An 18,601-nucleotide genomic window follows, 5' to 3' on the forward strand; every position below is an offset into this window, starting at 1 on the left:
ATACAGCGATTGTTGCGCGCCATTCACCATTGGCACGCATCAAATCTAGCTGAATGTTCACTCAAGGTTCGGGGAATTTCCGAGCAGGAACAGGTATATGCTAAATAAAGGGCTCGCCGCCTCTCTGATTTGTCTAACCGCGTTACTCTCGACTGAACAGGTCGAAGCGGTAGAACCGTTGCTAGCTAAAGAACTGGCCGAGCACTGCGCTCATTATGCCGCCCAGCCGATTGGCGAAGACGCTACATTTTGCGTGCGATATGTACAAGGTTTTATTGACGGAGCGGTAGCCACCGACGAACGGGTAGCCGCCAACGTTGCCGCTGAAATGAACAAAGAAGAAACGTTTTCGGAGCGAGCCATTCGATTGCGCGGCTCATCAAGACTAGAGTCTCGTTATGGGCCAACTGTTTACGCCGAGTTTTGCTTAGGCGAGCCGGTCGAACTCAAAGAAGTCGTTGAGCACGTCATTAATGACTTGATGAATAGCCAAGTACTCGCAAGTACGCAGCTAGCACGCGATGCTGTTTACAAAGTGTTGCGACGAGACTTTCCATGTCAAACGGATCAATAATAATGAGCCAAAGCAATCAGGCGAGTAAATTGACGAGAAGATTAGGCAGAGCAGCAATATTGTTCGCACTGCTAATCGTGGCATGGGTTATTTGGTCGGGACACTACCAGCCTCTACTGTTGATACTTGGGCTCTTTTCTTGTTTGCTCACGGTGTATCTAACCCATCGCATGGGCTATTTCAAAAATAATGTGTTCGCGCTGCGCTTTGGTGTTCGTCTATTAGGTTACTGGGCGTGGCTGGCCAAAGAAGTGGTTCGCTCAAGTCTCGATGTCGCACGAATCGTGCTCAGCCCAAGTCTGCCGATTAGCCCGCAAGTGGTTGAGATTACCGCGACCGCTGACCACCCTGTTGATCAAGCAATGCTAGGCAATTCAATCACCTTAACGCCAGGCACCTTAGCCTTGGACGTATACGAAGGGCGAATCAAGGTTCACTGTCTGACTGCCGCTGGAGCTGATGATCTGCTCTCAGGTGGAATGGATCGACGCGTTGCGGCGCTACGGAAGAGATAAACATGTATTACGTTGTTACAATCGCGACCTTAGTCACCATGGCTCTCGCACTAGTACGAGCATTGCTCGGGCCCACGGTTTATGACCGCGTATTGGCCGCAAACATGTTCGGTACCAAAACAGTTTTGTTACTCTCAGTGGTCGCCTTCTTGTATGGACGTCCAGACTTTCTCGATTTAGCACTTGCTTATGCGCTAATAAATTTCATCGGCGTGCTCGCCGTTCTCGAATACATTCGACGCCGCGCGAGCAGCGATACTGCCGATAACGGCACCGGCCAATAATAGTATGGAACTTTTTCTAGACATCGCCAGTTGGGCGCTGCTTTCGGTTGGCGGTGTGTTTGTCTTCATCGGTGGAATTGGCGTGTTACGCATGCCCGATCTTTATACGCGCATCCATGCAGCGAGCTTAACTGACACCATGGGCGCAATAATGATTATTGTCGGCATTATGTTGCAGGCTGGCCTTTCACTTGCGGCCGTCAAGCTCGCCGCCACCTTACTGTTTTTACTCTTGACCAGTCCAACCGCGTCGAACGCGCTAGCAAGCGCCGCGCTACTCGCTGGTCAACGTGCTAACGACGCAGCCAAGCCGAACGAGGAACAACCAAAATGACTGTGCTTTTTGGCGTCTTTTTGCTGACACTTATGGTGATCACCGCACTCGCGATGGTACACACCAAACATCTTTTCGTAGCGGTAGTCCTCAGCGGTATTTTTAGCCTGTTGATGGCCGCCAATTTCTTTTTACTGGATGCCGCCGACGTCGCGCTAACCGAAGCCGCTATCGGAGCTGGTATTTCTACCGTACTGTTTCTCGGCGCGTTGGCACTCACTGGCGAGCATGAGCACTCTCGCTCATCCAATAGATTTGTGGCACTCGGCGTTGTGGTTGTCACCACATTGATTGTGATCTACGCCACTTTTGACAAACCGCGCTTTGGTGACCCCATGGCTCCGGTCCACCAACACGTCGCCCCTTGGTATTTCGATACTACGCGTGAGGCGATTGATATTCCCAATGTAGTAACCGCAGTTCTGGCTAGCTTTCGCGGCTACGATACATTGGGCGAAGTTTTCGTTGTGTTTACGGCAGGCATTGGGATCTTATTTCTGTTCAGTGTCTCGCCCCCGAGCCGAAAACCGATTCCGCAACCAGGCTCTAAAGGCATTCAACAAAACTTCAAACGGACTTTAGCTAAGGCGAAAGACACCGAAGTCGCCGAAGAAAGCGAAGGCCTACGACATTTTCTAATACCTCGAGTAGTCGGCCGATTACTAATTCCTTTTATTCTATTATTTGGACTCTATGTGCAGTTTCATGGCGACTACGGCCCTGGCGGTGGGTTTCAGGCTGGTGCAATTATCGCTGCAGCCATAATTCTCTATGCACTACTCGAAGGAGAGGCTCAGGCGTTACGCGTGATACCGCAATCGGTGCTCACCGGACTGATTGCCGGAGGTGCCCTGCTCTACGGCGCAGTTGGCATTGCCACCATACTACTTGGTGGCAATTTCCTTGACTACTCCGTGCTAGCTGCCGACCCTATTGCGGGGCAACACATCGGTATCATTGTAATAGAAGCTGGCGTCGGTATTACCGTCACCGGCGTGCTCCTCAGCATATTTCATGCCTTTGCTGGCCGTCGGAGAATTTAATGGACTTACTGGTACTTGACCTCTTTCACTACTGGGTCTTTGCGGTTCTTCTTATGATCGGCTTTTACGCGGTAATCGCAAAGTCCAATCTAATTAAGAAACTCATTGGCTTATCAATCTTCCAAGCGGCGGTTTTCTTGCTCTATATCACTATGGGCAAAGTCGAAGGTGGCACCGCGCCGATTATTCAAGCCGGCATCGACAATGCCGTGTTTTCCAACCCATTACCGCAGGTCCTGATTCTCACTGCTATTGTCGTTGGTATTTCTACCACTGCACTAGGTCTGGGCATCGTGGTTCGCATTAAAGAAGAATACGGCTCGATTGAAGAGCACGATATTCAGGAGATTGACCGACGGTGATTGACTGGAGTGTCCATCTACCTGCCTTGCAGGTTATCGTGCCTATGCTCACTGCCCCGCTGGCACTGCTGTTACGGCCGCGCGGCCTAGCTTGGGCCGCGGCGCTAGCTGCCAGCTTATTTGCATTCGCGATTGCCATTATGCTCACGCTGGGCGTACTCAACGGCCAAACGTTTACATACCAAATGGGGAATTGGCCTGCGCCCTATGGAATTGAACTCGGAGTCGATGCTTTTAGTGCATTACTATTGTTAGTAATTACTGGCGCTTCAGCGCTCGCCTTACTTGGTGGGCGTCGCAGCCTTGACGCCGACATCGAGGAAGAACGACAACCGTTGTTTTACGCAGCATGGTTGTTGGCGCTGGCCGGCCTGGTCGGAATTCCGGTCGCAGCGGACGCATTTAATGTCTTTGTGTTTATGGAAATTTCATCCCTAGCGAGTTACGTACTTATCGCCGGTGGCCGAGACCGTCGCGCACTACCCGCTGTGTTCAAGTACTTGATCATGGGCACCATTGGGGCAACCTTCTACCTCATCGGTGTCGGACTCATTTACTTAATGACCGGAACGCTAAACCTCGCCGATATGGCGTTGAGAATTCAGGAAGTCGCCGATCAAAAACCGATCTTAGTTGCGGCCGGCTTTATAACTATCGGCTTGGCTCTTAAAGCCGCGGTATTCCCATTGCACGTATGGCTACCGAATGCCTACACACACGCACCGAATGTCGTCACCGTGTTTCTCGGCGCCTGCGCAACAAAAGTATCGCTGTACCTACTGCTACGCTTTGACTTTTTCGTTTTCCAACCAAACTTGGTTGGCCATGAATTGCAGTTTTCGTACTTCCTGATGCCACTCGCCGTGTTAGCCATTTTAATTGGCTCTGGCGTAGCCCTATTCGAAACCAACCTCAAACGTCTTTTTGCCTACTCCTCAGTAGCACAGATTGGATACATTCTACTTGGCGCCAGCCTGATAAGCGCAGCGGGTTTAACCGCAAGTGTGGTACTGATGTTCAATCACGCGCTTGCTAAGGGCACTTTGTTTTTGGCAATAACCTGCTTGGCAATGCGTCACTCTGGCCTGCACTTGAACAATATTGCTGATGCAGCAAAACACATGCCTTGGACCATGGGCGCTTTTGTAGTGGCCGGATTTAGTCTGGTCGGCGTACCTGGCACCGCTGGTTTTATTAGCAAATGGTATCTAATTACCGCGGCTTTGGAGCAAGGCACGATTGGCATAGCGCTGATCGCCGTGATTGTTGCTAGCTCCTTGATGGCACTAGTCTACGTCTGGCGAGTGATCGAGCCGGCATACTTTGGTGATGCAAAACCCGATGCGCAAGATTTCGAAACCGCAACGACACGTGAAGCGCCATCAGTTTTACTCGCGGTAACTTGGGTCGCAGCACTAGCCAATATTTATTACGGCTTGGCGCCATCGCTTCCCGTTACATTATCGTCAAATGCTGCTGAGATCTTACTGAGGTACGTGCCATGAGTTCGAGTACGGCCATTCTATTGTCACTAGCGCTGCCACTAGCCGGCGCGCTCGGCATTGCGCTAGCATCACGCATCAACAATAATGTGCGTGAAGCCGTCACACTAATAACCGCCGGCACATTGGCATGGACCGTTTGGGGTTTACTGCCTGCGCTACTGGCTGGTGAGCGGCCATCAATCAGTGTCGCCGAAGTGTTGCCTGGCATTGATATTGCATTCACCGTCGAGCCACTCGGCATGCTGTTCGCGGCACTCGCCTCGATGCTATGGATTGTTAATTCCATCTATTCCATCGGCTATATGCGGGGTAACCAAGAGTTACATCAAACTCGTTTCTATATATTCTTTGCGATTGCGATCAGTGCGGTAATGGGCATCGCGTTTGCCGACAACTTATTTACCTTATTTCTGTTTTACGAGATCTTAACGCTCTCAACCTTTCCGCTGGTATCTCATAAAGGTGATGCCAAAACAGTACAGTCGGCACGCATTTACCTCAGTATCTTGCTCACCACGTCAATTGGCCTGCTGCTGCCTGCCATCATCTGGACCTATTTCATTGCAGGAACTGGCACCTTTACCGTCGGCGGTATTCTCGACGGCAAGTTAGAGGGTCCGGCGGTAGGCTTACTATTAGGCTTATTTGTGTTCGGCATCGGCAAGGCTGCGGTCATGCCTGTGCATCGATGGCTGCCCGCAGCAATGGTCGCCCCAACCCCCGTGAGCGCGCTATTGCATGCGGTTGCAGTGGTCAAAGCTGGCGTGTTTACGGTTACCAAAGTAATCGTTTATATATTTGGTATCGACTTTCTCTTCGCCGAACCTAGTGGTGGCTGGCTGCTGTATATCACCGCCTTCACCGTAATCGCCGCAAGCTTAGTTGCGTTGCGACAAACTAATCTCAAGCGCATGCTGGCGTATTCGACCATCGGTCAACTCTCTTTCGTGCTCATGGCTGCGGCAACGCTCAAACCGTTTGGTGAAGTTGGTGCAGCGATGCACATGGTGGCGCACGCTTTCGGCAAAATCACGTTATTTTTTGCAGCAGGAGCTATTTACACAGCGTCGAAGAAAACTGAAATTTTTCAGCTGCGCGGTATCGGCCACCGTATGCCATGGACTATGACCGCCTTTACTATTGGCGCACTTAGTATGATTGGCGTACCGCCGACTGGGGGATTCATTTCCAAGTGGTATATCCTAGCCGGCTCACTACAAGCCGAAAATTATGTGGCGATTGCGACCATCATATTAAGTACCGCACTTAACGCAGCTTACTTTTTGCCGATCATCTACCTAGCATGGTTTACTAAGGAAGATACCGCCCCACCGCGCGAGCATGGCGAAGCACCGTTTGCTGCCGTGTTAGCGTTGACCATTACGGCCGCCTTGACCTTACTATTATTCTTTTTTAACAGTCCACTTCTTATACTCGAGACGCAACTCGTGCAGGGTATGCCATGACCGATAACTCGAAGACTGATCATTGGTTAGTTAGAGCCTCCACTATTCGCTTGTTATGGCGTATTTTTATTGCCGTATTAGCCGCGACAGTACTCGCTCAACTAGCATTCCCAGCGAAGGGCTACTTTGGTGTCGACGGCTGGCTTGGCTTCGGTGCTATCTACGGTTTTTTTGCCTGCCTCGCGATGGTACTTGTTGCTAAAGCGCTCGGCTACGTACTGAAACGCGATCAAAACTACTATAGAGATCGAACATCTGATGATTGATTTCCTACCTCCAGCCCTCTTTCTGCTCGCCGGTGCACTACTCACACCACTAACCCGCGGACACCTGCGTACCGCCGTAATTCTGGCAGCACCGCTGGCCACGCTATGGGCAATCTGGCTGGTGCCAGACGGTGTGGTATCGACTTTTACCTTTATCGACTACCAAATTGAGCCAGTCGAGGGCAGCGCTGTGCGTCGCCTATTTGCGACGATCTTCGCCATTATGTCTTTCGGCGGCGGGCTGTATGCGTTTCGCCACGCTAAAACAGCCGAACTCGCGGCAGCGCAAGCCTATGCGGCGGGCGCCGTCGGTGTATGCTTTTCAGGAGACCTCATCTCAATGTTTGTCTGGTGGGAGCTGATGGCGATCTTCTCAACAGTGGTGGTTTGGTGCGGCGGCACCAGCGACTCTCAGGCCGCCGGCATCCGCTATGCCATCATGCATCTATTGGGCGGCATCATCCTTAAAGTTGGTATCGATGGTATCGCAGTGCAAACCGGCTCAGTGGATATGCAACCAATGTTGGCTACTAATTTCGCCACGTGGATGGTACTCATTGGCATTCTCATCAATGCAGCAGCACCACCGGTATCTGCATGGCTAGCGGATGCTTACCCAGAGGCCAGCCCAACCGGCTCAGTCTTTCTGTCAGCATTCACGACCAAAACCGCGGTTCTCGCTCTCATTCTATTGTTCCCCGGCGAGCCTGTATTGATTGGCGTCGGACTGTTTATGGTGATGTACGGAATTTTGTACGCACTACTGGAAAATGATGCGCGCCGGATCCTGGCTTACTCGATTGTCAATCAAGTCGGATTTATGGTGTGCGGTATTGGTATCGGTACTCAATTAGCATTGAATGGCGCTGCTGCTCACGCCTTTGCACATATAATCTATAAGGCTTTGCTGTTTATGAGTGCTGGTGTAGTGGTCTACCGCACCGGAAAATCTAAATGTACTGATCTTGGCGGCCTGTTCCGTACCATGCCACTAACTACCATTTGCGGCATCATTGGCGCGCTCGCTATCTCAGGATTTCCGCTGACCTCTGGCTTCACAACCAAGACGATGATTTCTCAAGCGGCGGCTTACGAGGGTTTAGCCGTAGTCTACATGCTACTTGCTGCTGCATCGGCTGGCGTATTTTTACATGCTGGCATTAAATTCCCGTGGTTTGTGTTCTTTCAAAAAGACTCCGGACTACGGCCCAAAGACGCCCCATGGAATATGGCCGCGGCGATGGTAATATTTTCGGCGATTTGCCTGCTAATAGGAATTTTCCCAAATACCTTCTATCAGTTACTACCGTATACCGTTAAATACACGGCTTACAGCGCGGCGAAGGTAGTGTTCTATTTACAACTATTGCTATTTTCAGGCCTCGCATTCTTCTTATTGCTGCCGCTAATGCAACGCACACTGACCATCAGTCTCGATACTGACTGGCTATGGCGGGTCTTATTCAATCGCGTGGCAAGATGGTGCACTGCGATAATCATAAGCGTCCAAACCAAGCTTGGGCAGTTAACTGACAAGCTACTCGCCGCCTTGAAGTTAGGTGCGCAAGCGCGCTTCAGCGACAACCCTCATAGCGCTAGAGCAGGTGTATTTGCACGGGCCTGGAGTATCGGAACAACCGCTTTATGGATAGCCATACTGCTAACAGCATACGTGCTGGTATATGTGCTCTAGACCAACTTTGTAGACTAATATCGCAGATAGACAGAGCGCGCACCCTGATTAATAGCCAGTAAGCTCACTCAACGTGCTGCGATTCTGAACACACAGGAACGCTAAGTCTCCGCCACACCGGCATAATACCAACGTCCGGCAATACGGCGAAATAGCGATTTTTCGTGATGCACAGACTGCTGCCCTTGGTGTTCCACAAAGCGTGCTTGAAACTCAACTTGCCCAACATCTCCTTGTTGGCTTTTGCGCAAAATCGTAAGCCCCTGCCAGTCAAACGATCGAACCGATAGGTCCACCGCGGTCAAATTGGACGCATCACTTGGCAACCAGGTTTCCAACAAGTATTCACCATAGCCTCCCAATGCATACGCGCTATAGCGTGAGCGCATCAGTTGTACCGGCGTCTTGGCTACACGCTGCTTAATTAACAGTGGCTGGCAGCACTCACTAAATAGTTTGTTAGGATTACACGGACAAGTCGTTGTCATAAGATTAAGAGAAAGTTAGCGCAATTTTGGGTTCCGGCGACTCTAGCATAAACGTATGCAACACTATGACTTTGCTGCCCCACTAAACGACCTGAACACAATCTCTGGGCCATCGTGACCGGCTATTGACGCTAACCAAACCTGCTTAGCGCCACGCAATCGGTTTTAACGATAACTGCTAGAGAAATTATCGATTTCACTTATCTAAACCGTTTAGGTATAAATATAAGTATAGTTACTACAGCACCTGCGCTGCTCTAACGCGCAACCATCATTTTACGGAGACACACATGAACGATCATACAACTGGAAAATGCCCAGTTATGCATGGCCCCAATAAACAGGCGGCAACCGGCAGCTCAGCCAATCAGCACTGGTGGCCGAATCAACTGAATCTGAAGATCTTAAGCCAGAACGCGCCTCAGATCAGCCCGCTAGATGCAGACTTCAACTATGCTGAAGCGTTCAAAAGCCTAGATCTAAAAGCGCTCAAAAAGGATCTTACTCACCTTATGACTGACTCCCAAGAATGGTGGCCAGCCGATTATGGGCATTACGGTGGCCTATTTGTGCGCATGGCGTGGCACAGCGCCGGCACCTACCGAACCTATGATGGACGCGGAGGCGCGGGTTCCGGCTCACAACGATTTGCACCGCTCAATAGCTGGCCAGACAATGGCAACCTCGATAAAGCACGACGCCTATTATGGCCGATCAAACAAAAATACGGCAACAGCATCTCGTGGGCTGATTTAATGGTCCTAACCGGCAATGTCGCAATGGAATCCATGGGCTTTAAAACTTTCGGTTTCGCAGGCGGTCGCGAGGACGTATTCGAACCAGAAGAAGATATATATTGGGGCCCCGAAACCGAATGGTTAGATGACAACCGCTATGGCGACGACCGCGCATTAGCAACCCCGTTAGCCGCGGTTCAGATGGGCTTAATCTACGTTAACCCTGAAGGCCCGAATGGTGAGCCCGATCCATTAAAATCAGCATTTGACGTGCGCGATACTTTTGCACGCATGGCCATGAATGACTATGAAACCGTCGCTTTAGTCGCCGGTGGTCATACCTTTGGCAAAGGCCATGGGGCTGGTCCTGAAGACTTGCTTGGTGCGGAACCTGAAGGCGCGAGCCTTGAAGCAATGGGAATGGGCTGGAAAAGCACATTTAAAACCGGCAAAGGTGATGACACAACAACGGCCGGCTTTGAAGGTGCATGGACAGTCAATCCGATACAATGGGATATGGGCTACTTTGATGCCCTACTCGGTTATGAGTGGGAGCAAACCACCAGTGCCGCAGGACACATCCAATGGACTCCTACGGCTGACTCGCATGCCGCACGTGCGCCCAAAGCGCATGATGCTAGCCAGACTCAAGCCTTGATGATGACCACCGCCGACATGGCGCTTAAGCTCGACCCTGACTACGCCAAAATCTCTAAACATTTCCATGAAAACCCCGACGAATTTGCCAATGCTTATGCTCGAGCTTGGTATAAGTTAACGCATCGCGACATGGGGCCAATCTCACGTTACCTGGGCGAAGAAGTGCCATCCGAGCAGCTATTGTGGCAAGACCCAATTCCAGCGCACCAAGGTGCCATGATTAACGATGCCGACATCCAAGAGCTGAAACAAAAAATATTGGCAACTGGGTTAAGTGTGTCACAACTGGTCAATACGGCGTGGGCCTCGGCGGCCACCTACCGCCACTCCGATAAACGTGGTGGAGCCAATGGCGCTCGCATCCGCCTAGCACCACATAAAGATTGGCACATTCACACCTCCAGCGGGGTTGCTAAAGTGATCGCTGAACTTGAAGCCGTACAAGCTGATTTCAACCAACACGGTACGCAAGTATCACTTGCCGACCTTATCGTGCTGGGCGGATCGGTCGGAATCGAGCAAGCGGCTAATAACCGAGTAAATGTGCCATTCAAGCCTGGTCGAACTGACACCACCGCAGAACTCACAGATGTAGACGCTTTTGATGTGATCGAGCCCAAGTATGACGGGTTTCGCAACTACAGAAACAGCGACGACCCACGCTCTACCGAAGCCTTATTGATCGACCGAGCATCGTTACTGAACTTGTCAGCACCAGAAATGACGGTGCTAGTTGGTGGCCTGCGCGTGCTTGGCGCCAATGCTGGCGATTCAAAACACGGCGTATTTACGCAGTCACCAGAAACACTCAGCAATGATTTCTTCGTCAACCTACTCGACATGAACACAGTATGGTCTGCTACCGATTCAACCGAGGAAGTCTTCGAAGGTACAGACGCGAACTCCGATGCTGAATCCAACAACGTAAAGTGGACCGGAACTCGGGCAGATCTCGTGTTTGGATCAAACTCGATCTTACGTTCGATCGCCGAAGTCTACGCATCGAGTGACTCTAGCGATAAGTTTGATCGTGACTTTGTTGCCGCTTGGAGCAAAGTAATGAACGCTGATAGATTTGACTTAGCGCAACACTAACTCAACGACAGATGGGATGATTTCCTAGACATAATTATTGTCTAGCATTAGAAGAACGGCGCTGCTTAATATAAGGAGCGCCGTTTTGTTTGAGCGATACAAGGCACCACAAGAAAATGACCGCTAGCGTTTAAACGGTACCGACAGGCTTATCTCCGGATTCTCGGCACTCATCGCTACCTTGAAAAATTTGGTCGCTGACTCCGCACGAGCGCCGTTCCTCAAATGCATATCAAAAAATGATCCAACGGCGATCCGAGTTAACCATTGCTGGGTTAAACCATTCATTGACTCACCAGGCAACTCAGGGCAAGGAGGGTTCACCACCACATCGCGCAGAACATTCCCAGTATTGGGAATCACCGCACTCCACCGTTCTGGCAAATCGAGCCGAGGCAACATCATTCCCATAAAAAAGCACCCGAATGTGTCGGGATTATCCATCCAACGTATCGGATTACTAATGTCGGCGAAGCCTAAGTGTGTACCTTTGTCCATGCTTAAAAACCATCCATTGGGATGCCGGTCTCTAACTTGTGTAGCATTCGCTGGCTCCGGCACAACTCGATCCATAGAGCCCGAGATTAAAAGCGAAGCCACCTCGACGTTGCGATTAAAAAACTGATCGCTAAAAGCCTCCAACGGCGGCGCCATCATGACAGCGGCTTTAATTCGCTTATCCATAAGGTCTGGATGAAATGCCGCTAATGCGGTAGTTAAACCGCCCAATGACAAACCCATCGCGCCAATATTGCTTGAATCAATCCGCTGATAAAGCTCGCTATTAGGGTCCTCATTCAACGCCAATACATGATCAATCACGGCACGAACATCGGCCGGCTGATTGACCACATCCAACAGTTGTGGAATACCGGCTGGAGAGCGCGTGTTACTCAACGGAAAATCGACCGCAGCGACCACATAGCCAATCCCAGCAAGATACTTAGTTACGTGACTACTCTCTTTTTGATTACCGCCAAAACCATGACTGTAAACGATTAACGGATGCCCAGATGACTCACCTTTTGGAAGCCAAACAGTGCCATTGAGTGTGCGCTTGTCATCGCCTTTGAACTTAGCCATCGCTGGTGTCGGGCGTCCAGCATCAATTATTTTCAAATCGAGCTGCTCAACAGCATAATCCACTTGATTGAGTCTCGCCTCTGATTGACTGTTCTCAGCGAAATTTTCCGGCGCATTCAGCCACCATATGCCCGCGACCACGACGCCCACCACAGTCCAAAATAACAGTGTCCACTTAGCAATAATTTTTAGTATTTTCATATCTCAATCTTAGCATGAGGCCGACATGATGAGCCTATACGTGGGAAACCGCAGGCTAACCTTGTTATAAACCTGATTCTACTCGCAATGCCGTTGCTTCCAGCTCTTCCATGCGATCAAGCAAGTCTAACGCGAGTGCGGCGCCCGCTAAGTTCACGCCTAGGTCTTCAATCAGACGCATCGCACGCTGAGCTCGTACCAAGGCTTCACCATGGAACTCCCAATCAGGAGCTGGGCCAGCCGCCTCAATTACACCTTCTTCAACCATGCGAATAACGATTGTTTGATCGGCACCACATGCGCGACAAAACTCATTAGTGGTAAACGAGATATGCTTGGTCAGCACAATTCCGCTTAAGCTATCTTTTGTTACATTAGTCATCGTTACACTCCCAAACTAGATCGTGGGTTAAACGTCTGTGTTCGCTCCAATTCTTCATAAAGCGATTTTGCTTTGTCATCTACCGTGGCCGGCATCACAATTTTTAGTTCAACGTATTCGTCACCAGGTGTCTTACCTGGTAGACCTCGACCTTTTAAACGCAGTTTCTTGCCAGCTTGAGAACCCGCAGGAATTTTCAAATCGACCGGACCAGCCAAGGTCGGCGCCTTAACAGTTCGACCTAAAGCAGCCTCCCACGGAGTAATTGGCAGCACCACATAAATATCACGTTCACGCGGCTCGTAAATCGGATGTGGCGCTAAATCAACTTGCAGGTACAGGTCACCAGATTGTGCACCAGCCCCCATACCCGCGCCACCTTGACTCTCCAAACGGATTCGCTGACCAGCAAGGATACCTTTGGGTATCTTGACATTAAGCTTACGACGTCGATTGACCATACGACCAGAACTATCCATCTCGGGCAGGTCGATCGAAATCTGTCTAGTCGCGCCTGAAAATGCATCTTCCAGAGAGACCGTAATGCGGGCATTCACATCTTGCCCGTCCATGCGCATATTACCGCGTGATTGGCCACCAAAATCAGCTCCTCCACGTGCGCCAAACAAGGAATCGAAAAAGTCGCTGTAACCTGCCGTTTGGTCAAAATCGCCCTGTGGTCGCCGTGTTTGCTGCGCCCAATCTGGTGGCGGTTGAAAGTCCTGCCCAGCTTTCCAGTCTTTACCAAACTTATCGTAAGCGGCACGATTATCAGCATCTTTAAGTACCTCGTAAGCTTCTTTCATCTCCTTAAACCGAGCTTCAGCATCGGCTTCTTTACTTACATCAGGATGGTACTTTCTAGCCAAACGTCGATACGCTGACTTAATTTGATCGCCCGTTGCCGAACGCTCGACCCCGAGTATTTGATAGTAGTCTTTATATTCCATCTTATGCCCACATAACGTTTCGTTCCGATTTGTGACCTTACTCCTAATATAAAGTCATTGTTGATAACTTTAAACAGAAGCCATTTTAAAGTGTGCGGCAGCTAGCCATTCGCAGCAACTATGTACAGTCACATTTAAGCCACGCTCATCTCAATAGCCAAGTCTGCCCGACGATCAACATGGCGCATTGAGCTAGATCAACTTTAAGTACAATTTTGCGCAATACTTAGACACAACAACTTAATAGCGTGGGCTTAGGTTGTATTGATCGTCTGTGGCAAGCGAGATAAACCGCATAGCGGAGAGCTCAGCATTAAAGCCCTCGATTTAAGTACATCCAATAGGAATCCACAGCAAGCTTGTCACACACATACTTTACTGAATTTCCGTCAATCAGTTCTAAATACTGTTAAATCGTTAAAAGTTTATATCGATCATTAATGATCGATATAAACCATATATTGGCAATTTTAAATCACATATGATATTAAAAACAATCTAATCTTGCATAAGCATTATCAATTACGATAAATATCATATATGATATTTTCATAAGCTTTATAAGCATAAATCAATCACATATGATCAAATGAAAATATCACACCTTTCACCAGACAAGCTTATCCAACAAGAATTAGGCGCGCGCTTGCAGAAAATTCGCAAACAATATGACTATACCCAAACCCAGCTTGCTGAAGCAGCGGGTATTGGCGTAGCAACCCTGCGCCGCATTGAAGACGGTAAAGACAGTCAATTAAGTTCATGGATCAAGCTGATGAAAGCGCTCGAAATGAGCAACGCTATTGACCAACTTCTGCCTGAATCCTTCAACTCACCGATGGCTGAAGCACTTAGTCGCAAACGTCGCTCACGGGCAAGCGATTCACCAAGCCCTATCTGGCGCGATGAACTGAAATGACCACAGCCACCGTTAAATTATGGGGCACAACAATTGGCTATGTGTCGATGGATCAAGGTGAACGTTTCGCTCGCTTCGAATACGACCCAGACTTTGTCAAAACCGGCATCGAACTAGCGCCACTAATGATGCCCGCTATCGAGCGACGCATCTATCAATTCAGCGACCTACATCCGCGCGCATTCCACGGCTTACCTGGCCTATTAGCCGATAGCCTGCCGGACAAATACGGCAACAAGCTCATCGACGTATGGTTGGCGCAAACTGGACGTGAAAGCCAGAGTTTTAATGCGGTTGACCGACTATGTTATACCGGCACACGCGGCATGGGCGCGTTAGAGTTTGAGCCCTCGATGGACACAGCAGCACCTCCCAGTCAGCAACTAGAAGTACAAGAACTGGTCGAACTCGCCTCCATGGCCTTCGCTAGTAAACAGAACCTGCAAGCCAAATTTAACGACCAGGCTAAGGACCAAGATCTATTCGATATACTAAGCCTTGGCACATCAGCTGGCGGTGCGCGCGCCAAGGCGGTGATTGCATTCGACCCAAGCACATCGATCGTACGATCTGGGCAACTTAATCTCCCGAGCGGATACCAACACTGGCTGATAAAATTTGATGGCGTTGAATACAATGGCGACTGGGGCGTCGCCGACCCAGCTGGCTATGGATTACTCGAATACAGTTACTACGAAATCGCCAAACGCTGCCAAGTGACGATGATGGAGAGTCGGCTGTTTAGCGAAAACGGGCGCAACCATTTTATGACTAAACGCTTTGACCGAGATGAAGCGGGCAACAAACAATTTGTCCAAACACTCGGCGCCCTCGCCCACTTTGACTATTGGGAAAGTGGCTATTACTCTTACGAGCAATTGTTCATGACACTCAAACAATTAGGGCTGCCACAAACTGACATAGAGCAACAATTTAGGCGTACTGTGTTTAATATTGTTGGCTGCAACCAAGACGATCACGTCAAAAACTTTGCGCTCATCATGAATCGTCAAGGCGACTGGCGTCTTAGTCCGGCGTACGATCTCTGCCATGCAGAAGGCAGTGACTTTACTAAAAACCACCAGCTCAGCATCAATGGCAAAACTAACAACTTCGAGCTGGCCGACTTAAAGCACCTAGCCGACTACGCTGGCCTACCGAGGGGCCGAGACAAACGGATACTCGAAGAAGTGGTGAGCGCCTTTGCACAGTGGCCACACTTAGCTAAGGAGCTAAACATACCGGCAAGATTACAACACCATGTAGAGAGTACATTGCGCCTAAAGTGGCACTGACCAGCTAGGCGAACGTCAGCGCGAAAACACTAATCGACTTAATTTGCGCCATATTGATTATCGATGGTGCGTTGCCGGTCGATTTTCTCTATCTGCTCGCGCAGCACATCATCCTTACTTAGCATCTCATTAAAATCCTTGGTATGGAGCACTAACAGCTCACTAAAACCATCGGACACTACGCCAGCCATTCGAGGTTTCTGATGTAACAGCGCCATTTCTCCGAAAAAATCACCACTACCGATTATCACTGTCTTGTTATCTAACTCAACTCTGACTGCGCCCGAAGAGATAAAATACATCGCATCCGGCGGACCATCCTTTTCAAAGATAACCTCATCAGGCAAGGCCAATCGAGGCTTTAGTAATTTAGCTATATCGTGCTGAACGCTTTGATCTAAGTTCTGAAAAAAATGCATTTTGGAAACCAACTCTTTGGCATCTAAGCCCAAATCAAGCTCCATATCTTCTTTTAACTCTTCATAGCGCATGCCCATATCCTCTTTTAATTTACTAGCAACTTCTTTGCTGATCAGTGAGTTTGCCATCATATCGTTGTATTGTCCTAGCTCCAAACGCATGGCGGTCTGCTGCAAAACTCTTTTTTCCAATGCCTTAGCATACTCTGGATAGCACACTCTAAGCACTTGTAACGCCTGCTCTGTTTCAAGGTCGCGGCCTTCCAACACGCGCTGCAACTTAGCGGCCGCCGCTAGGCCGATCATATCGGTAAGCTGCGTGACAACATTATCGCGTAAATTATGCAATACAGTGCACTTCGCCTCCAACACCTGAAAGCGATTAGCTAGATTTTTTGCCAATAAACCAGTAATTCCTAAATGGCGCTGTAACGCCATGGCCAACTTTGTATGCCAGTGAAAACCGAGCTTCTTACGATAATCTTTTAGATAAGCATCAAGCCCACCGTGTTTTATGCTATCCATACCATCAGCCGCGTGACCAAATAGACTACGTGCCGTATCAGATGAAATTTCGCCTTGGTCCAACATTTTGGCATACGCTTTATTCTCGTTCATGCAAACCATGCGCAAGCCAATCAGCAACCACTCCTCATCAGTCAAATTATTTTCACCGACTCTTTGTGCGCTAGCAGTAATTAATTGCTCATAAGGCTGCACCACCAAGCTTGTTTGCTCTTCACCAATATGCATGGCGCGAGCAGTTCCCTTGACGCGCTCACTAACACTAGCCATCGCTTTGGAGAATGCTCGGTCACGGATCGCTGTATCCGCAGGCCCGAGCTTGGCTAGGCCAAACGCGCGCATCACAAGAGACACCGTTGTGGCATTAACAGCCAAAGTGAATAACACAAACCCGGTCACCATGACGCCTAAGAACTCTTGAGTCTGCGGCGCAAAGCCATCATTTTCGATTACCGCAAGTGCCAACGCTAACGACACAGCACCACGCAGCCCGCCCCAAAACATTACGGCTCGATAGCCGGTGCTGACCTGTGCCGACCAGCCTAGACGGCCCATAGCTGGCACCAAACCAAATATTATGGCAAAGCGCGCAACAAATCCGGCTAGCAACAAAACCCCTAGCCAGCCAAACTGTTGACTAGTCATAGCCGCCATAATCGACGGCACTTTAAGTCCAACTAAAATAAAGATCACGGAATTGGCGACAAAACCGACCTGCTCCCAAACTTCTTCCAAGCCATGCCAAGCACTTTGAGTAATGACGCTACGGCCACGTGAACCTAGTACTAAAGCAGCAGTCACCACCGCCATAACCCCAGAGACATGCAAACTGTGCTCAGCGATAATGAAAGACAGATACGCCAAAGAAATAGTCAGGGTAACTCTGGGTAGATTAGAGTCGCCAATATGCACCAGCACAAAGCAGATCAGCCGAGCCGCAAGGTAGCCAACAATAATGCCGCCAAAGAACACCTTAATGAACGCGGCAATACCACTTAACAACGTGGGGTCAGACTGACCCAGCAACATCGCGGAGATAATGGTGAACACCACAATCGCGGTTGCATCATTGAACAAACTTTCGCCTTCGACCAAAATAGCCAAGCGCTGCGGCGCACCTAAGTCTTTGAATATAGCAACCACTGCCACTGGGTCAGTGGCGGACACAATAGCTCCCAAAAGCAAGCAGACGAGCAATGGAACATGGGTTAAGGCGGCCATAGAGAACCCAATTACCGCGGTTGAGATTAGCAAACCAACAATCGCCAACATTAAAATCGGCGAGAGGTCGTCGAACAAGCGCCGCACGTCGATCGACAGCGCAGACTCGAATACTAGCGCTGGTAGAAATACGAAAAATACCGCATCGGACGTGATCTGCAGAGAGTTAAGCGCGGTGACAAACTCGTGTAAAATGCCCAGCCCTGGCAGCATCAGAACAAACTCTGTGCCGAGACCAATTAACACGCCAACCGCCGCCAGCATTACGGTAAACGGAATTTTGAGCCTAGCGGCTAACGGCACAACCAAGACCGCTAAAGCGAGCAAACCGGTAATACCAAGCACCAACAGCATAGTGTGATGGTCGGCAACCTGCGTTACTTGTTGAACGGTGCTAGTGGCGGTATTCATTGTCATCTGATTCTATTTTTGATCAGTATAACAGGTCACATAACCGTGACTCAGCCAGCCACAGCGATGACTATTCATGCAAACACAACAGTCATACCCAGATGAGTTACGCAAGAACGTTAAGCACTTTCTACAAGTGCGGCTTGGCCTGGATCGAACCCACCAATTACAAA

18 protein-coding genes are annotated in these 18,601 nt (G+C 49.7%); 13 read left to right on the forward strand and 5 right to left on the reverse strand.

Annotated features, from left to right (window positions below; genetic code table 11):
• The first annotated feature begins 97 nt into the window (after positions 1 to 97).
• The 10 genes from DFR28_RS09090 to DFR28_RS09135 are packed head-to-tail and all read left to right on the forward strand — an operon-like array spanning position 98 to position 8,042.
• Positions 98 to 574, forward strand: coding sequence for a Rap1a/Tai family immunity protein (locus tag DFR28_RS09090; RefSeq protein WP_113954013.1), 477 nt, complete (start codon positions 98 to 100; stop codon positions 572 to 574).
• Positions 575 to 576: 2 nt separating this feature from the next.
• Complete coding sequence (locus DFR28_RS09095) at positions 577 to 1,089, forward strand: Na+/H+ antiporter subunit E (RefSeq protein ID WP_113954014.1); 513 nt, start codon at positions 577 to 579, stop codon at positions 1,087 to 1,089.
• A gap of 2 nt (positions 1,090 to 1,091) precedes the next feature.
• The gene (locus DFR28_RS09100) at positions 1,092 to 1,373 is read left to right on the forward strand and encodes an MrpF/PhaF family protein (RefSeq protein ID WP_211316938.1); all 282 of its coding nucleotides are present in this window, start codon (positions 1,092 to 1,094) and stop codon (positions 1,371 to 1,373) included.
• A 4-nt stretch (positions 1,374 to 1,377) separates the two neighbouring features.
• Positions 1,378 to 1,707, forward strand: a complete 330-nt coding sequence (gene mnhG, locus DFR28_RS09105; RefSeq protein WP_113954015.1) for a monovalent cation/H(+) antiporter subunit G — start codon at positions 1,378 to 1,380, stop codon at positions 1,705 to 1,707.
• Entirely contained in the window at positions 1,704 to 2,750 is a 1,047-nt protein-coding gene (locus tag DFR28_RS09110) for a DUF4040 domain-containing protein (RefSeq protein WP_113954016.1), read from the forward strand. Before mnhG ends, DFR28_RS09110 begins: the two co-directional genes overlap by 4 nt.
• Positions 2,750 to 3,112, forward strand: a complete 363-nt coding sequence (locus DFR28_RS09115) for a cation:proton antiporter subunit C (protein ID WP_113954017.1) — start codon at positions 2,750 to 2,752, stop codon at positions 3,110 to 3,112. Before DFR28_RS09110 ends, DFR28_RS09115 begins: the two co-directional genes overlap by 1 nt.
• Positions 3,109 to 4,617, forward strand: coding sequence for a monovalent cation/H+ antiporter subunit D family protein (locus DFR28_RS09120; protein ID WP_211316939.1), 1,509 nt, complete (start codon positions 3,109 to 3,111; stop codon positions 4,615 to 4,617). The genes DFR28_RS09115 and DFR28_RS09120 overlap by 4 nt, the downstream gene beginning before the upstream one ends.
• Positions 4,614 to 6,083: a proton-conducting transporter transmembrane domain-containing protein gene (locus tag DFR28_RS09125; RefSeq protein WP_113954018.1), complete on the forward strand. Its 1,470-nt coding sequence runs from the start codon at positions 4,614 to 4,616 to the stop codon at positions 6,081 to 6,083. The genes DFR28_RS09120 and DFR28_RS09125 overlap by 4 nt, the downstream gene beginning before the upstream one ends.
• Positions 6,080 to 6,349, forward strand: a complete 270-nt coding sequence (locus tag DFR28_RS09130) for a hypothetical protein (protein WP_113954019.1) — start codon at positions 6,080 to 6,082, stop codon at positions 6,347 to 6,349. Before DFR28_RS09125 ends, DFR28_RS09130 begins: the two co-directional genes overlap by 4 nt.
• The gene (locus DFR28_RS09135) at positions 6,342 to 8,042 is read left to right on the forward strand and encodes a Na(+)/H(+) antiporter subunit D (RefSeq protein WP_113954020.1); all 1,701 of its coding nucleotides are present in this window, start codon (positions 6,342 to 6,344) and stop codon (positions 8,040 to 8,042) included. The genes DFR28_RS09130 and DFR28_RS09135 overlap by 8 nt, the downstream gene beginning before the upstream one ends.
• Positions 8,043 to 8,143: 101 nt before the next feature.
• Here DFR28_RS09135 and DFR28_RS09140 read toward each other — a convergent pair whose 3' ends face one another.
• Complete coding sequence (locus DFR28_RS09140) at positions 8,144 to 8,530, reverse strand: YchJ family protein (RefSeq protein ID WP_113954021.1); 387 nt, start codon at positions 8,528 to 8,530, stop codon at positions 8,144 to 8,146.
• A gap of 290 nt (positions 8,531 to 8,820) precedes the next feature.
• Between DFR28_RS09140 and katG the strand changes: the two genes are divergently transcribed.
• On the forward strand, positions 8,821 to 11,022 hold the full coding sequence (katG, locus tag DFR28_RS09145; RefSeq protein ID WP_113954022.1) for a catalase/peroxidase HPI: 2,202 nt from the start codon (positions 8,821 to 8,823) through the stop codon (positions 11,020 to 11,022).
• Between the two features lie 123 nt (positions 11,023 to 11,145).
• Here katG and DFR28_RS09150 read toward each other — a convergent pair whose 3' ends face one another.
• The 3 genes from DFR28_RS09150 to DFR28_RS09160 form a co-directional block, all read right to left on the reverse strand.
• On the reverse strand, positions 11,146 to 12,306 hold the full coding sequence (locus DFR28_RS09150) for an alpha/beta hydrolase family protein (protein WP_113954023.1): 1,161 nt from the start codon (positions 12,304 to 12,306) through the stop codon (positions 11,146 to 11,148).
• Between the two features lie 64 nt (positions 12,307 to 12,370).
• Positions 12,371 to 12,688 (reverse strand): chaperone modulator CbpM, encoded by a 318-nt coding sequence (locus DFR28_RS09155; RefSeq protein WP_113954024.1) that lies wholly within the window; start codon positions 12,686 to 12,688, stop codon positions 12,371 to 12,373.
• A gap of 2 nt (positions 12,689 to 12,690) precedes the next feature.
• Positions 12,691 to 13,638, reverse strand: coding sequence for a DnaJ C-terminal domain-containing protein (locus tag DFR28_RS09160; protein WP_113954025.1), 948 nt, complete (start codon positions 13,636 to 13,638; stop codon positions 12,691 to 12,693).
• Positions 13,639 to 14,227: 589 nt separating this feature from the next.
• On the opposite strand from DFR28_RS09160, the gene DFR28_RS09165 reads away from it, so the two are divergent.
• Both DFR28_RS09165 and DFR28_RS09170 read left to right on the forward strand, forming a co-directional pair.
• On the forward strand, positions 14,228 to 14,557 hold the full coding sequence (locus DFR28_RS09165; protein WP_113954026.1) for a helix-turn-helix domain-containing protein: 330 nt from the start codon (positions 14,228 to 14,230) through the stop codon (positions 14,555 to 14,557).
• The gene (locus DFR28_RS09170) at positions 14,554 to 15,852 is read left to right on the forward strand and encodes a type II toxin-antitoxin system HipA family toxin (RefSeq protein ID WP_113954027.1); all 1,299 of its coding nucleotides are present in this window, start codon (positions 14,554 to 14,556) and stop codon (positions 15,850 to 15,852) included. Before DFR28_RS09165 ends, DFR28_RS09170 begins: the two co-directional genes overlap by 4 nt.
• Positions 15,853 to 15,890: 38 nt before the next feature.
• On the opposite strand, the gene DFR28_RS09175 is transcribed toward DFR28_RS09170, so the two are convergent.
• Positions 15,891 to 18,428, reverse strand: a complete 2,538-nt coding sequence (locus DFR28_RS09175; RefSeq protein ID WP_170132043.1) for a cation:proton antiporter — start codon at positions 18,426 to 18,428, stop codon at positions 15,891 to 15,893.
• Between the last annotated feature and the right edge of the window lie 173 nt (positions 18,429 to 18,601).

Origin of the sequence: Arenicella xantha (assembly GCF_003315245.1) — a bacterium.
GTDB lineage: Bacteria > Pseudomonadota > Gammaproteobacteria > Arenicellales > Arenicellaceae > Arenicella > Arenicella xantha.